This is a genomic window from Micromonospora endolithica (genome assembly GCF_003626595.1).
Classification (GTDB): domain Bacteria; phylum Actinomycetota; class Actinomycetes; order Mycobacteriales; family Micromonosporaceae; genus Micromonospora; species Micromonospora endolithica.
In genome coordinates, this window is record NZ_RBAK01000004.1 from 153,795 (window position 1) to 170,277 (window position 16,483).

9 protein-coding genes are annotated in these 16,483 nt (G+C 72.8%); 7 read left to right on the top strand and 2 right to left on the bottom strand.

What is annotated here, in order from left to right:
• Positions 1-8 precede the first annotated feature (8 nt).
• Positions 9-3,041 carry an ATP-binding cassette domain-containing protein gene (locus tag D7223_RS33205; protein WP_202864627.1) on the top strand — a complete coding sequence of 1,011 codons (3,033 nt, stop codon included), beginning with the start codon at positions 9-11 and terminating at the stop codon, positions 3,039-3,041.
• A gap of 8 nt (positions 3,042-3,049) precedes the next feature.
• On the opposite strand, the gene D7223_RS12550 is transcribed toward D7223_RS33205, so the two are convergent.
• A complete protein-coding gene (locus D7223_RS12550) occupies positions 3,050-3,802 on the bottom strand; it encodes a MerR family transcriptional regulator (RefSeq protein WP_202864628.1) in 753 nt (250 codons plus the stop codon).
• Positions 3,803-4,169: 367 nt separating this feature from the next.
• Between D7223_RS12550 and D7223_RS12555 the strand changes: the two genes are divergently transcribed.
• The 6 genes from D7223_RS12555 to D7223_RS12585 all read left to right on the top strand — a co-directional run bounded on the left by D7223_RS12555 (position 4,170) and on the right by D7223_RS12585 (position 13,209).
• Positions 4,170-4,532 carry a hypothetical protein gene (locus tag D7223_RS12555; RefSeq protein ID WP_120728434.1) on the top strand — a complete coding sequence of 121 codons (363 nt, stop codon included), beginning with the start codon at positions 4,170-4,172 and terminating at the stop codon, positions 4,530-4,532.
• A 149-nt stretch (positions 4,533-4,681) separates the two neighbouring features.
• Positions 4,682-5,056 carry a hypothetical protein gene (locus D7223_RS12560; RefSeq protein WP_120728436.1) on the top strand — a complete coding sequence of 125 codons (375 nt, stop codon included), beginning with the start codon at positions 4,682-4,684 and terminating at the stop codon, positions 5,054-5,056.
• Positions 5,057-5,083: 27 nt separating this feature from the next.
• Positions 5,084-6,250 (top strand): YcaO-like family protein, encoded by a 1,167-nt coding sequence (locus D7223_RS12565; protein WP_120728438.1) that lies wholly within the window; start codon positions 5,084-5,086, stop codon positions 6,248-6,250.
• A complete protein-coding gene (locus D7223_RS12570; RefSeq protein WP_120728440.1) occupies positions 6,243-7,640 on the top strand; it encodes a TfuA-like protein in 1,398 nt (465 codons plus the stop codon). Before D7223_RS12565 ends, D7223_RS12570 begins: the two co-directional genes overlap by 8 nt.
• A gap of 10 nt (positions 7,641-7,650) precedes the next feature.
• Complete coding sequence (locus D7223_RS32760; protein ID WP_158610871.1) at positions 7,651-9,771, top strand: B12-binding domain-containing radical SAM protein; 2,121 nt, start codon at positions 7,651-7,653, stop codon at positions 9,769-9,771.
• Positions 9,772-10,023: 252 nt separating this feature from the next.
• Entirely contained in the window at positions 10,024-13,209 is a 3,186-nt protein-coding gene (locus tag D7223_RS12585; RefSeq protein ID WP_120728444.1) for a penicillin acylase family protein, read from the top strand.
• A 117-nt stretch (positions 13,210-13,326) separates the two neighbouring features.
• On the opposite strand, the gene D7223_RS12590 is transcribed toward D7223_RS12585, so the two are convergent.
• Complete coding sequence (locus D7223_RS12590) at positions 13,327-16,425, bottom strand: hypothetical protein (RefSeq protein ID WP_202864629.1); 3,099 nt, start codon at positions 16,423-16,425, stop codon at positions 13,327-13,329.
• Positions 16,426-16,483 lie beyond the last annotated feature (58 nt).

The following is a 16,483-nucleotide window of genomic DNA, read 5'->3' on the forward strand; positions in this document are numbered from 1 at the left end:
AGACGCAGATGAGCGGCGGGGTGGAGGAACCTCCGGCCGGTGGCCTGATCGGCTTCACCGGCGACGGCGTACGCCAGGTCTGTCGACTGGACGGCCCGGACGCGGGATGGCTGGTGACCGGCGGTGAGGCCGACCTGTTCGCGGTGCGTCGGGCCGGGATGCGGCCGTCGCGTCGGCACCACGTGGCGCGGCTGCCCGCGGGTGGCCTGGTGCCGACGTCGACCGCGATCGGCGCGTGGCAGCTGATCCTGGTGCCGTTGCCCGGTACGGAGCTGCGCGGGTTGTCCCGGCAGCGCCTGTCTCTGCTGGAGCGGCACGTCCGGCCCGGTCCGGCCGCGGACGACGAGGCGACGCTGCGGGCGCGGACCGCCGCGACGGAGCTGGTCACGGCGGTGGACCTGGTGTTGGTCACCATCGCCGACGCGCTGCGTCGCGGGCAGGCGCCCCGGGAGGCGTCCACCCTGTCCGGCCGCGAGATCGTCTCGTTGGCCGAGGGAAGCGCCCTCACCTCCATCGGCGGCGCCTGGTGGCTGCGCAGCGTCGGCGGTCAGCTACACCGCAACGACGGTGGCCCGGAGGAGATGTCGGGGGAGCAGGAGCTGCTGCTGGTCGTCGACCGGGACTGGGTGGTGGCCGGCTCCCCGTGCGCGGTGGAGAGCCACAGCAGCGGGGACCTGCTGGTCGCCGGGCAGCTCCAGTCCGCGGTCGACCAGCATGTGGCCCGGTTGCTGCGGATGGTCGGGACCAGGATCGAGGAGGCCGACGCGGCCGTGCTGAGCGCCGTGGATCGACGCCGGGAGACCGATGCGGCGATGGTCGCCGCGGCGGCCCGCCGGTCGATCGGGGTGATCGGCGCGGGCGAGGCGGCGCCGGGCCCGGCCCGGGAGCCCGACTTCGACCGGTACGGACGGGCGCTCTCGATCATCCGGGTGGTCACCGAGGGGATGGGCAGCCCGGTCAACGAACCGGTCGGCCGCAGCCGCGCACCGCTGGACGACCGGACGGCCGTGCACGCGGTGTCCCGCGCGTCGAGCCTGTTCCTGCGGGAGGTGCAGTTGCCGGACCGGTGGTGGCGGCGGGACCTGGGACCGCTGGTGGGGTGGCGGGCCGGCGCCGATCCGGCGTGCGTGGTCGCGGTGCCGTTGCTGTTTCGCCGTGGCCGGTACCACCACGTCGATCCGGAGACCCGGGGCCACGGTCCGGTCGACGCGGCGGTCGCCGCGACGTTCGCCGCCGAGGCGACCCAGGTGCAGGCGCCACTGCCGCTGACCGCCCGGATGCGCCATCTGCTGCGGGCCGGCCTGGTCGGTGCCGCCGGTGACCTTCGGGGCCTGCTGTTCGCCGCAGCCTGCGTCGCGCTGCTGGGCCTGGGGGTGCCCCTGGCCACCGGCGAGGTGCTCGGCCAGTTGGCCCGGCAGGGCGAGGTCGACGGCCTGGTCGGCTTTCTCGCGCTGATGCTCAGCGCGGCAGTGGTCGCGGGGCTGGTCGGCGTGGTGCAGAACCTGCGGTTGTTGCGGTTGGACGGCCGGTTGCAGTCCGGCGCGCAGATGGCGGTCTGGGACCGGCTGATGCGGTTGCCGGCCCGCTTCTTCACCGGTCGCAGCAGTGGTGAGATCGCCAACTCGATGTTGGGGATCTCCTTCGTCGGCGAAGCGCTCAGCGCACTACTGCCGCAGATCGTCGCGGCGGCCGCGACCGTCGCGGTGACCCTCGGGATGCTCCTGATGGTCGAGCCCGTGCTGGGGCTGTGGGGGATCGGCATCGTCGTCGCCAGCGCCCTCGTCTTCGGCGCGTTCGCCGTCCTGATCGTCCGCCAGCAACGGTCCGCGCTGCCGGCGGAGCACCGGGCGGCGGCGATGACCAACCAACTCCTCGGCGGGATAGTGAAGATCAAGCTGGCGGCCGCCGAGGCACGGGCCCACGCCCGCTGGTCGGAGGTGGCCGCGGCGGCGCGGGCGGCTCTGCAGCGGGTCCGGCAGAGTCAGGCGGGCCTGGTCGCCTTCGCCACCGTGCTGCCGGTCGCCGGTCAACTGGTCCTGTTCGCCGTGTTGATGGGACCGCTCGCCGGCCGGGTCACGCCAGCGGACTTCTTCGTCCTCAACGTGGGCTTCGCGATGCTGCTCGGTGCGCTGCTGGTGCTGGTCACAGCCGGGGTCGAGGTGATCGCGGCCGTGCCCCGGCTGGGCAGCCTGCGGGAGATCCTGCGCGCCGAGCCGGAGGCGCGTCCGGACCGGGTGGACCCCGGCGAGCTGCGGGGTGAGATCGCGCTGCACCGTCTCACCTTCGCCTACCAGCCGGACGAGCCGCCGGTGCTCGTCGACATCGACCTGCACGTTCGTCCGGGTGAGTTCGTCGCCATCGTCGGCGCGAGCGGCTGCGGGAAGTCCACCCTGCTGCGGCTGCTGCTCGGCTTCGAACGCCAACAGCAGGGCGCGGTGCTCTACGACGGCCAGGACCTCTCGGAGCTGGACGTGCACGCGGTCCGCCGGCAGTGCGGGGTGGTCCTGCAGGACGGCCAGCTCTTCGCCGGGTCGGTCCGGGACAACATCTGTGGTGCCGGCAGCTTCCCGCTGGACCAGGTCTGGGAGGCCGCGCGCATGGCCGGACTGGCCGATGACCTGGAGGCGCTGCCGATGGGCATGAGCACGATGGTGCCGTTCGGCGGCGGGACGCTCTCGGTCGGGCAGCGACAGCGGGTGCTGATCGCCCGCGCGTTGGCTCCCCGGCCCCGCGTGATCTTCTTCGACGAGGCGACGAGCGCCCTGGACAACCGGACCCAGGAGGTGGTGACCAGGAGCACTGCCGCCCTCGCCGCGACCCGGGTGGTCATCGCCCACCGGCTGTCCACGGTCCGCGCGGCGGACACCATCGTGGTCCTCGACGCGGGGCGGATCGTCCAGCGCGGCAGTTACGACGAGTTGATGGGTCAGACCGGCGGGCTGTTTCACCGGTTGGCGCGGCGGCAACTGCTGACCGGACCGGAACGCTCCGACGCCGTGCGGGAGAGCCGGCAGCCCGACGGGCAGCCCGCGACGGGTTGACGGCAGGGTCAGCCGTTGTCGACGACCGTGCTCTCCTCCAGGCACACGTCCGTGTCGAGGTGGTTCTCCAGCATCTCCGCGACGTGGGCCTCGGCCCGGTTCTCCACGGCCAGCCGGAATGCCTCGGTGACCATGTTGACCATGCCCCGGGTCAGCAGCAGGGTTTCCCGGTCGAGGTCTTCCCAGGACGACCGGTCGCCGCTGCGCACCAGCTCCGGCGCGAGGGTCAGCATCCGGGCGGTGACGGCGGCGACCAGTTCGTCAGCCACCGGGTGCAGGCTGTCCAGGACCTCGCTGAGGGTCTGCAGGGCCGGCACCGTGCCCATCCGGACCCGATGCAGATCGAGGGCGGCGCGCAGCGGGCGTGGCCGGACGCTGCGGAGCGTACCGTCGGTGGCCCGACCGATCACCCCGTGGCGGGTCAGCGCGTGAGCCAGCGCGGGGCGGTCGGCGGCCAGACGTTGCAGCATCGCGGTCAGTCCGTCGGGTGCCTCGTCGCTGGGCCGGACGCCGAGCATCGCCTCGATGGAGACGAGGTTGAAGCCCTGTCGCTGCAGGGCGAGGATCGCATCCAGCCGGCGCACGTGGGAGTCGTCGTAGAGGGCCGCCCTACCGTGGCGCACCGGTGGGGGCAGCAGACGCCGGGCCTGGTGGGCGCGAATGTTGCGCGGGGACATCCCGACCTTACGGGCGAGTTGCTCCACGGTGTACCCGGCCGGGCCGCTGGGCGTCGCCCCGACGGTCGCCTCGTCGATGGTCACGGTGGCCTCCGGCAGTAGTCGGTTGCGGCACAGCACCCCCGTCGGACCACTGTCACGCCGGCGGTCCGCCGAGAGCAGCGTATGGGCGGGTACCGGGCGGATGACAGGCGAGGAACTACTACTTGTCCCGAGCCGGGCCAGTGATTAGGATCCGCAATTCATCGTCGGACGCCGATCCCTTATTACCCGAATTCCGCCGCAGCATTCCCCTTTCCCGGCCACGTTCAATGAAATTCCCGCCCAGCGGGAGGGCCGGATCGACCGGTAGCTCACGATGAAGCGAGACCGGCGGCCGGGTCACTCCACGCGCCGCCCGTCGCCGCCCTGGCGTCACCACCGGCGGCTGACCACCGAAGGGAGCGGGAGCATGACACCTGTCGATCGAGCGGTCTTCGTGGCCGCGTACAGCCGGCTTGTCGCGGACGTCTGGGCCGACCCGGAGAAGGGGCGGGCGCTCGACCGGAACCCACGGGATTTCCTGGCCCGCTACGGGCTTCGGCTGCCTGAGGGCGTGCGGGTCCGGGTGGTTCGAGACACCGGCGGCACCGATCCCGACCTGGAGGTCCAGGTCGAGTCGTGGGAGCAGGCGGCGGCGACCGGGGCCTTCGTGCTCTTCGTGCCGTCGCTGCTGCCGCTGAGTGAGGCGGAGCTGGCGGAGGACGAGTTGGACAGCGTCGTCGCCGGCCTGGACCCCAGTTGCGCCTGCTGCTGCCCGTGCTGCTGCACCTGACATCGATATCTGCCGTCCGCCGGCTCGCGTGGCAGATTCTGGTGGCAGTTGAAACGAAATCATTGATTGTCACGCACCGATCTTTCTAGCGTTCTCGCCACAACAGTTCACCGCCCGCCCCGCCCCGATCCAGAGGAAAGGATCAAACGATGAGCAACGACGAGCAGGAATACGGCGCGAGGTTCGTGACCAAGTACTCGGAGCTGGTCACCGTCGTGTGGCGCAGCGACGAGGAGCTGCAACGGCTCCTCGCCGACCCGACCGGGTACGCGACCGCGGCCGGTCTGCCGGTGGCCCCCGGCGCCGTGGTCGAGGTCGACCGCGCCCAGCCCGAGACGCTCTACACCAAGGACCAGATCGTCGCCGACTGGTCCGGCACCCCGGGCCGGCACGTGCTGCACGTGCCCGAGGTGCCCCTGGTGGACCTCAACGAGCTGAGCGAGGCCGAGCTGGAGTCGATCGCCGGCGGCGTGGCTCCGGCGGCTGACAACAACGTCAACATCGTCGCCGTCCTCATCCTCTAGGTTCCCTCCACCCCGCCGGGAGCTTCGATGACCGACACGACCGAGACCATCGCGTTCCGTTCCGGCACCTACCGGACGGCCACCGTGGAGCAGACCTGGGAACGGGTCAGCCGCCTGCTCGACCGGTTCCGGATCACCCGGGTCGCCGACGTCACCCGCCTCGACGAGATCGGCCTGCCGGTGCACGTCGCCTACCGCCCGGTCGGGGCGACCATGGCGGTCAGCGTCGGCACCGGTGCCACGGCGACGCAGTCCCGGGTCAGCGCGGTCATGGAGAGCATCGAGTCCTGGCACGCCGAGAACCTCCGGCCGGGGGTCGTCACCAGGTCCCCGGCGGAGGCGCTCGCCCTCACCTACGACGTCCGATGGCTGCACCTGGCCGAGCGCTCTCCGCTGACCCCGGCCGTCCCCCTCGACTGGGTGGCCGGTCGGGGGCTCTTGACCGGCAACACCTGCCTGGTGCCCCGCGCCACCATCGAACTCGACTTCACCGTCCGGCGCGGCTGGGAGCGCGCCCTCTTCACCCCCAGCAGCAACGGGCTGGCCACCGGGAACACCTTCGCCGAGGCCAGTCTGCACGCCCTGCTGGAGGTCATCGAACGTGACTGCATCGCCCCGTACTGCACCTCCTCGCTGGCCGAGCGCACCTACACCGACCCGGGCACCGCGACCAACCCGATGACCCGGACGGTGCACGAGGCGCTGCTGCGGGCTGGCTGCTGGGTGGAGGTCTGCGACATCACCAACGCGATCGGCGTGCCCTGTTACGCCGCCTCGATCTGGTCGCCGGACCTGCCGGTCACCTTCGGCGGCTTCGGCTGTCACGTGGACCCGGAGATCGCCGTCGGTCGGGCGATGGCGGAGGCGGCCCAGTCCCGGCTGGTCATGGTCTCCGGGGCCCGGGACGACATCGACGCCACCTCCTACCAGGACGTCGGCGCACCGCCTGTGCCGCCCCCCACCGTCGACCGGCCGGTCCGTCCGGTCCGCCGGGACCCCCCGCCCGCCGGGGACGTGACCCAGGTGCTGCGCGAGCTGGCGGCACGGGTGCTGCGGATCACCGGCGTCGAGCCGTTCAGCGTCGACCTGACACACGACGACATCGGCATTCCGGTGAGCAAGGTGTTCGCCCCTGGCCTGCGGATGTTCGACGAGCGGGCCCTGAGTACCCGACCAGGAGTACCCCGTGACTGACGTCGTCTTCATCGGTCCGAGCCTGCCGGCCGACGAGGTCGACCGGCTGCTGCCCCACGCGGTGGTGCTGCCGCCCGTCGCGCACGGCGACCTGCTCCGTCTGGACGTCGCCCCCGGCGACCGGGTCCTCATCATCGACGGGTTCTTCCTGCAACACCCTCCGGTCCGCCACCGGGAGATCCTCGACCTGCTCGACCGTGGCGTGACCGTGGCCGGCGCGGCCAGCATGGGTGCGCTGCGCGGCGCCGAGCTGTGGCCGTTCGGGATGCGTGGCGTGGGCGAGGTCTTCCAGCTCTACCGCGACGGCGTGGTCACCGGCGACGACGAGGTGGCGGTCGTTCACGGGCCCGCCGAGGAGGGCCACCGCACGTTGAGCGAGCCGCTGGTGAACATCCGGATCGCGCTGCGCCGTGCCGTCGCCGCCGGCGTGCTCACCGAGGCGGAGGCCGCGATGCTGCTGGACATCGGGCGGGAACTGCCCTTCCGCCGGCGGTCGTACCGCGCGCTGGAGCGCACCGCGCCACCCGAGGCGGCGGCCGTGGCGGACCGGTTCCTGACCTGGCGCCGGCGGCATCCCTGGGACGCCAAGGGCGCCGACGCACGGCTGCTGCTGTCGATGGCGGCCGACAACGCCCCCGAGCTGTGCCCGGCGCACGCCGGCGACGAGCCGATCGACAACCTGCACACCCGCTTCCTGGACACCTGGCGGTCGCGGTTCGCCGGAAAGCCGGTCGGCGGGCACTGGGTCAGCGACCGGGAGGCCGCCGCGGTGCTGATGCTGCTGCACCCCGAGTCGCCGGCCTGGCACCGGCGGGGGGTGCTGGCCGGGCTGGCCGAGGTCGACATCGCCGACCCGACGGTCGAGGAGCGCGCACGCGAGGTGGCCCGCGGGCGAGGGCTGACCGGTACGGGGCCGAGCGGGTGGGACTGGCTGACCGACCGGGAACGGGATCTCGACGATCACGAGGCGGTGCTGCGGGTGCTGGTGCGGGCGTTCGGCACCACGCCGTACCGCAGCCTGGCGCTGTGGATGGTCGCGTCGCCGCTGCGGACCCCCGCGTTGCTCGCCGCGGCGCGACAGGTCGTGGCCACTGCGGCGTCGCTGAACGAGACGCTGGTGCCGCGTACGACGGGGCACCGCCGACCGGGTGGTCGGCTGCACTTCCGCACGGAGGTGATCGACCGGTGCTTCGCGGAGCTGTGGGGCTGCACCGCGGACGGGCTGGAGGCGGCGGCGTGGGATCGGGGCTTCGTCAGTCTGGCGGCGTTCCGGTACGCCGCCGAACCACTGGTGGCGTACGTCAAGGCTTTCGGCGCCCCGCCGCTGCCGGCGGTGACCGAGCGCGTGCAGGAGGAACCCCTGGCCGGTTCGGCGGCCCGGGTCGGCTGAGGAGGAGTCCATGAGCGGCACGGTGAAGGCGGCACTGATCTATCCCCCGCTGACCGATCCCACCTCGGGATATCACTCCCTGAACTACCTCGACTCGTACGCTCGGGCCCAGGGGCACCGGCCGGCGGAGATCATCGACGCCAACATCGAGGCATTCCACCACTCGTACACCCCCTCGGCGTACGAGTGGCTGCGGCGGGAGCTGTCGCGGCTCTCGATCGACGACCTCGGCGGCCCGGACGCGCTGATGGCCAGGGCGAACCAGCTCGGCCTGCCCGACCCCGATCCGGAGCGGCTGCGCCGGTCGGTCGGGGTGCTACAGGATCCGACCCTGTTCTACGACTACCGGCACTACCAGGACGCGGTCGAGGGCGTGATCTCCTGGATGGACGCGCTCGGCGCGGTCGGGTTCCCCGGACAGTTCCGCGCCGGCTTCCGGCTCCAGCCGCCGCCGCTGGTCTCGGTCGGCTCGGTGGCGGCGCTGACCGACGAGGCGGTGCTCGGCCGGCTCAACCGGCCCTTCCAGCCGTACTTCGAGGACGTGCTGATCCCGCGGCTGGCCGCCGGCGGGCACCAGGTGATCGGGATCAGCGCCACCTACCAGTGGCAGCTTCCGTTCGCGCTCTGGATCGCCCGACTCGTCCGGCGGGCCTGCCCGGACGTCTTCCTCGTCGCGGGCGGCACCGAGATCTCCGACGTCTGGAAGTGCGCCCGCAGACCCGAGTACGTCTTCCAGGTGCTGGCCGACTTCGACGCGATCGTGGTCGGGGAGGGCGAGAGCGCGTACACGGAGATCCTGGACGCGGTGGCGGCCGGCACCCTACCGGCCGGGCACCCCAATGTCCGCCTGCACCCGAAGTACGGCCGCCAGCGTCAGCTCCCACTGCGCTACGAGCGCCTGGCGCAGGTGCCGGTCCCGGACTTCTCCGGGCTGCCCTGGGATCTCTACCTCAGCCCGGAGCGGTTCGTCTACTATTCGCCGACCCGAGGTTGCTACTGGAACAAGTGCACGTTCTGCGACTACGGCCTGAACACCGACGGTCCCACCAGCCCCTGGCGGCAGGACACGGTGGACAGGATGGTCGCGGACGTCACCGCGTTGTCCACGTTCGCCAAGTTCATCTACTTCTCGGTGGACGTGCTCGCCCCCGCGACCATCCTGCGCTTCGCCGAGCAGGTCGTCGAGCGGGGGTTGGACTTCCGCTGGGGCGCGGAGATCCGGCTGGAGAAGTACTGGTCGGACGAGCGCTGTGAGCTGTTGCGGCGCAGCGGCTGCGTGGCCGTCTCGGTCGGCTTCGAGTCCGGCAACCAGCGCATCCTCGACCTGATCGACAAGGGCACCAAGCCGGAGCAGGTACGGCGCACGATCACCGCGATGACCAAGGCCAACATCGGTGTGCAGATGATGGGCTTCACCGGCTTCCCCACCGAGACCCGGGAAGAGGCGTTGGACAGCATCACGTTCCTGCGCGACAACCCGGACCTGTGGACCCTCGGCGGGCTCGGCGACTTCATGCTGACCCCGGGTGCCATCGTCGCCAAGGAGCCGGAACGGTTCGGCATCACCAACGTGCGGCCGGTGGAGGGATCGGACATCGTCCGGGTACTCCGCTACGACGAGCCGGTGACCGAGGCGGCACAGGCCGAGGTGGCCCAGGCCAAGGCCGGCCTCAACCCGGGTCACTTCCACCGTCCGTGGCTGGGCAGCACCGACACCCCGCACACGTTCTTCTACCACGACCGCTACGGCACCGCGGTGCGCAACGTGCTCGCCCACGACCGGGTTCGGCATGACACCGACGGCCAGACCGAGTTCCTCGCCAACGGCTCCTTCCTGGAACGCGACGACGACCAGGTCTGGGACGCGTACCGGCGGATCCGGTCGGACGAGCAGGACGGCGTGCCCGGCGACCTGCCGGCGGACCGGCACCTGTTCCGCCGCGCCGACGGCCAGGTGTTCGCGCTCAACCACAGCAGTCGGCTGTTCCTGGATCTCTTCACCTCGCCGCTCACCCTCGCCGAGGCCCAACGTCGAGTCTGGATCGTCGAATCGACGGTCGCCGACCGGGTCTGGCGGACCTTCATCGGGCAGCGGCTGATCCGCCGGCACCGGCTCCCGGCCGCGGCCTAGCGGGTGCGGTGAGCCGACCGCGCGGGCCGGCCAGCCACGGCGCGCGGGGAATCACGCAGCGGTGCCGAAACGTCGGCATTGGCGGTTGGTGAACGACTGCTATCCCGGGCGACGGTCAGCCGCCGATCATTGCCCAGAGATAGATATGAGTCATGCTCACCTCTGGGTGGAACGCCCGGGCGCGGAGGGCGAGATGTCGGCACGGCAGCCGGGCGTACCGAAGGCCCGACTCCGCGTCCCCGGAGGAAGCTCATGCCCCGTCTCCCACTCCGCGCCCGGCTCGCGGCGCTCACCGCCGCCGTCCTGACCGCGAGCGTCCTGACCGTCACCCCGCCGTCACCGGCGCTGGCCGCCAGCACGTTCGCCCCCGACGACTACTGCCTCGGCCAGTGCGCCGACATCCTGCCCCCGGGGCAGAACGGCAACGCCACGCTGGTCGCCATCCTGGCCCACCAGGCGCTCGGCACCCGCCCGGCGCACTCCAGCGACCAGCTCGACGAGTACGCGAACCTGGTCTACCACTACGCCGGGCTGACCGACGAGCAGATCGCCCACTTCTACAACGACGCCTCGTTCGGCGTCCCCGCCGCGCAGGTCGAGAGCACCGTCTCGCCGCGCGCCGACGTCACCATCGTGCGGGACAAGGCCACCGGCGTCCCGCACATCACCGGCACCACCCGCGCCGGCACCATGTTCGGCGCCGGCTACGCCGGTGCCCAGGACCGGCTCTGGGTGATGGACCTGCTGCGGCACGTCGGCCGCGGCAACGTCACCTCGTTCGCCGGCGGCGCCCCCGGCAACCGGGAGTTGGAGCAGAGCGTCTGGGCCAACTCGCCCTACACCGAGGCGGACCTGCAGGCACAGGTGGACGCGCTGCGCACCAAGGGCGCCCGGGGTCAGCAGCTCTACACCGACGTGGCCGACTACATCGCCGGCGTCAACGCCTACATCGACAAGTCGATCGCCGACGACAACTACCCCGGCGAGTACGTGCTCGCCGGCGCCGGCAAACCGAAGCACTTCACCATGACCGACCTGATCGCCACCGCGGGCGTGATCGGCGGCCTCTTCGGCGGGGGCGGTGGCAGCGAGATCCAGTCCGCGCTGGTCCGGGTGGCCGCCCGGGCCAAGTACGGCACCACCGAGGGCGACAAGGTGTGGGCGGCGTTCCGGTCGCAGAACGACCCGGAGACCGTACTCACCCTGCACGACGGGCAAAGCTTCCCGTACGGCGCGACGCCGCCCGGCGCGACCAGCGCGGTGCTCCCCGACGCCGGCACGGTGGTCGCCGAGCCGCTCGCCTACGACCAGACCGGCGGGGCGACCGCGCGCACCGGCGCCAGCACCGCCACCCAGCCGCTGATCGGCGGCCTGGCCAACCTGCGCGCGCACGGCATGTCCAACGCGGTCGTGGTCTCCGGACGGCACACCACCACCGGCAACCCGGTCGCCGTGTTCGGCCCGCAAACCGGCTACTTCGCCCCGCAACTGCTGATGCTCCAGGAGTTGCAGGGGCCGGGCATCAGCGCGCGCGGCGCCGCGTTCGCCGGGCTGAACCTCTACGTGCTGCTCGGCCGTGGCCAGGACTACGCGTGGAGCGCCACCTCCGCCTCGCAGGACCTCACCGACACCTACGCGGTGCCGCTGTGCACCACCGACGGCAGCACGCCGACGCTGCGCACCAACCGCTACCTCTACCACGGCCAGTGCCTGGCCATGGAGACGCTGGAGCAGCGCAACTCCTGGTCGCCGACGCTGGCCGACTCCACTCCGGCCGGGTCCTACACACTGCGCGCGCTGCGCACCAAGTACGGGCTGGTCGCCTACCGGGGACTGGTGAACGGGCAGCCGACCGCGTTCACCAAGCTGCGCTCCACCTACCGGCACGAGGCCGACTCGGCGATCGGTTTCCAGGCCTACAACGACCCGTCGGCGATGGGCAGCGCGGCGGCGTTCCAGGCGTCCGCCGCGAACGTGGGGTACGCGTTCAACTGGTTCTACGTCAACTCCACCGAGGCGGCGTACTACAACTCCGGCTCGAACCCGGTCCGCCCGGCCGCCGCCGACCCGAACCTGCCGACGAAGGCCGAACCGGCGTACGAGTGGGTCGGCTGGAACCCGGACACCAACGACGCCACCTACACCCCGCCCTCGGCCCACCCGCAGTCGGTGAACCAGGACTACTACGTGAGCTGGAACAACAAGCAGGCGAAGGACTTCGGGGCGGCGGACGGCAACTTCAGCTTCGGCTCCGTACACCGGGGCCAGCTGCTCGACGGTCCGGTGCGCGCGGCGATCGCCCAGCGCAAGCTCGGCCGCGCCGACGTCGTCAAGATCACGGCGGACGCGGCGGTGACCGACCTGCGCGGCCAGCAGGTCCTCGGCGACCTGCTGCGGGTGTTCGACAGCGCGCCGGTCACCGACCCGGCGCTGGCCGACGCGATCGGCAAGCTGCGGGCCTGGCAGCAGGCCGGCGCCCGGCGGGTGGAGACCGCGCCCGGCTCCAAGGTCTACCAGTACGCCGACGCCATCCGGATCTTCGACGCCTGGTGGCCGCTGCTCGCCTCGGCGCAGTTCCGCCCCGGGCTGGGCCCGGACCTCTACGCCGCGCTGGTCGACGCCATCGAGGTCAACGAGGCGCCGTCGGGCGGCCAGAACGGCGGGCGCGACGGCGCCGCGAGCTGGGCGTTGCAGGGTCAGCCGCACAAGGGCTCGTCGTTCCAGTACGGCTGGTGGGGCTACGTCGACAAGGACCTACGCACCGTGCTCGGCGACCCGGTGGCCGGCGGCCTCGGGCGGGCGTACTGCGGCGCCGGCGACCTGGCCGCGTGCCGGACGGCGCTGCTCGGCGCGCTCGGGCAGGCGGCGGCCGTGCCGGCCACCACCGTCTACCCGGGCGACAAGTCCTGTTCCGCCGGCGACCAGTGGTGCGCCGACTCGATCGCCCATTCCGGGCTCGGCGGCATCACCCACCCGCTGATCGCCTGGCAGAACCGCCCCAGCTACCAGCAGGTCGTCTCGTTCCCGGCACGCCGGGGCGACGACGTCACCAACCTGGCCCGGGGCCGCCCGGCCACCGCGTCGAGCACCCAGTTCCTGACCAGCCACACGCCGGCCAAGGCGGTCGACGGCAGTCTGAGCAGCCGCTGGGCCAGCAGCTACAACGACAACCAGTGGCTGCGGGTCGACCTCGGAGCGGCCCGCACCGTCAGCCGGGCGGTGCTGCGCTGGGAAGCGGCGTACGGCACGTCGTACCGGATCGAGGTGTCCGGCGACGGCAGCTCCTGGACGCCGGTGTTCGCCACGACCACCGGCAACGGCGGCGTCGACAACGTCACGTTCGCCCCGGTCAGCGCCCGCTACGTGCGGGTGTACGGCCTCAAGCGGGCCACCTCGTACGGGTTCTCGCTCTACGAGTTCGAGGTCTACGGCCGGTGACGCCGAGCCGGCCGGCGGGAGCCCTCCGCCGGCCGGCCACCGTCCGGGCAGGCCGACAGCCGCTCGTCGTCTCCCTCGCCTGACCGAACGGGGCTTGCTGAGGTCAGGTCGGGGCGGTCAGGCGGACTGCCGGCGGCGGCCGAGTGACAGGAGCAGGCCGGCGACGGCCAGGGCGGCTCCGGCGGCGGCGGTGTAGCCGGGGAGCTGGGTGGGGATGCCCAGGTGGACGGTGATGCCGAGGATGCGGGACAGGCCCCAGGGCAGCAGCGCGAGCTGGTCGTTCCACACCGTCAGCGCGCGTTCCAGGCCCACCACCGAGACCAGGGCGGACAGCACGCCGAGGGGTACGCCCGCGGCGGTGAGGGTCAGCCCGACGGCGCTTGCGCGGCGCAGGCCGTACCGGTCCCGCAGGACCACGGCGGTGGCCACGAACAGCCAGCCGAACGCCGCGAACGCGACGGTGACGTACGCCGCGCGCAGACCCGGCGCGGTCCAGAAGGCGAACCAGTACCCGCCCGGCCCGCGCCCGGCGAGCGCGGCCAGCAGCAGCACGCTGCGCAGCAGCGCGACGCCGCCGACCACGGCCCACAGGTGGAACGGATCCCGCCGGCCGACGACGAGGCGCACGACGAGGGCGAACAGCGCCCACCCGCCGAGGGTGACCAGCAGGTGCGCCGGCGCGGCGAACCAGGTCAGCACGAGCCGGCTCGCCACCAGCAGCACGGCCGGGACCAGCCACACCAACACCCGGTCCGCCCGCGACCGGGGTGCCGGCAGCGCGGCCACCCGCCACGGCCGGAGCGCGCCGAGCAGCAACCCGCGCGCGGCGGCCGCGCCGAACCCGCGCCCGCGCAGGCCGAGCAGCACCACCAGCAGGACCGACCCGAGCAGCGCCCGGGCCGCCCAGGCCATCGCCGGGTCCCGGTCGGCGCGCCGCGCCCCGAGGTCGGCGGCGGTGAAGTTGTACGCCGGCAGGTCCAGGTCGGCGCCGTAGCGCTGCCGGTGCGCGTCGCGCGCGTCCTGGTACGCCGCCGCGGCCCGCCGCCAGTCGTGGCGGGCGGCGGCGGAGCCGGTGTCCAGCCACTGCGCGTGCCGCAGCACCATGGCCCGGTACGCGCCCAGCGTTTCGAACAGGTCGACCTGGTAGTCGAGCGTCGCGGTGAAGCGCCCGCGCAGTTCGGCGTCGCGCCAGGTCGCCGGGTCGGTCGCGGCGACCAGGTCGCGCATCCGCCGGGCCAGCGCGACGGCCTGCGCGCCCTCCTCGATCGCCTCGTCGACGCGGCCGCCGGTCACCGCGTAGATGCTGCCCAGCGCGGCGGAGTCGCCGGTCGGGATGTCCCACTCGAAGATCCACATCATGGGCGGCGGTTCCAGACCGAGCGCGCGCACCGACCGGTCGGCGTACGGGCCGATGTAGAGGCCCTTGGTGACCGCCTGCCGGGACAGCGCCATGGCCTGCCCGATCGCCGCGACGGTGGCCGGGTCGCCGGAGAACGTGCGGTACGCCCAGTCCGCCGTGACCTGCGCCGGGTCGGCGTGCGGATTCCACGCCAGCCGGCCGACGGAGTACGTGTTGAGCTCGTAGAGCTGCCAGAAGCCGGCGCGCAGGTACAGCGACATGGGCCCGGCGCGCAGCGGCCCGCCGTCCTGGGTCCAGTTCCAGACGCCCTCGACGTTCGGGTTGGCGGCGAGGAACGCGCGCAACGCCTGGCGGTGCAGCGGGCCGAGGTCGTTGGGCAGCGAACCGAACGCCTCGAACTCGCGCCGGGCCTGGAACTCCACGATGCGGCGGTGCCCACCGCCCAGCAGGGTGGTGTTCAGCGGCAGGTGGCTGTAGAAGTCGCCCAGGGTGTACTTGGTGGACACGATCAGGTGCGGGTCGTCGAGCCCGCCGAGCACCCGCGCGTACGACTCCGGGTTGGTGTGCAGGTCGCCGACGGCGCCGACGCCCACTGTCCAGGTGCGGAAGATGATGTCCTTGCCGGCCGGGCCCGCGGTGTCCAGCAGTGCCCGCAGCATCGCGCGCACGGACGTTTCCGTGGTCACCGCGAGCTTCGACGAGTAGTCCCAGCCGGTCCCGGCGTACACCTCGCCGCCCTCGCCGACACGGACCATCAGGCCGTCGACGAACGGCATGCTCTCGAACAGTTCGGCCAGACCGGCCTGGTAGACCGCCCACAGCCGAGGGTCGGCCACGTCGAGACCGCCGACGGTCCGCGTCAGGTACGCCTCCAGTGGGGGCGACACCGCGAGCATGTCGGTCAGCAGGAAGACCCGCACGCCCATGTCCTCGGCGTACCGGAAGACGGGGCCGAACGCCGCGACCATCGCCCGCGCGCGGTCGACGTGCGGATCGCCGGACGGGTAGACCGCGCGCCCGTCGCCGACCCTCGCGAACGTGACGTACTCCAGGAAGCCGGGTACGACGATCCCGTTGAATCCCTGCGCCACCGAATGGTCGACGAACTGCCGGAACTGCGCGTCGATGCGGGCCACCGCGCCGGCGTCCACCCACGGCGCGCCGGGCAGCACCGCCGATGCGACCACATCGGTGTTCAGGCCGTAGTCGTCGCCGGCGGCGAAGGCGGCCGGGTCGGGCTCGCGGCCCACCGAGCCCGCGTCGGTCAGCCGCAGGCCGAGCCGGGGGACGACCACCCGACCCACGTCCGCCGCGGGGAGCGCCTCGGCACCGGAGCGGATCCGGTCGGCCAGCCGGTACATCCCGGCTGCCACGCCCGCGACGTCGCCGCCGTGGACGGCCAGCTCGGCGCCGTCCACGTCGAGCCGGTACGACTCGGGCGCCCCGCCGAGGGCGGCCAGCACGCCCGCCCGCAGCGTGGTCACCGCCGACAGGTCCGGGTCCGCACCGCGCGCCGCGCCGGTGCCCGGCGCGGCCGTCGCGGACCTGGCCGGGCGCGCCGCGGCGGGCGCGAGCGCCGGCCGGGGCAGGCCGCGGGAGACGACCGCGTCGGCGACGGCGGCCGCGGCCTTCCTGATCCGCGGCTCGTCGGGCACGACGAGGGACGCCAACGGCGGGACCGGTGCGGGCGTCCGCGCCGCCGCGGCGACGACGTCCTCGCGCGGCACGGCGGCGGGGGAGTGGCTCAGTCCCAGCGTGTCGCCGACCCCCCAGGCCGTGGCCGCGCCGAGCGCCAGCAGGACCGCTGCGGCGACGAGCAGGGAGTACGGCCTGCGGGCCAGAGCGACGGGAGTCACGCTCGCATGGTAGTGGCCCACCGGTCCCGTTCTCGACGTGCGGAAACGCTCCCTCAGC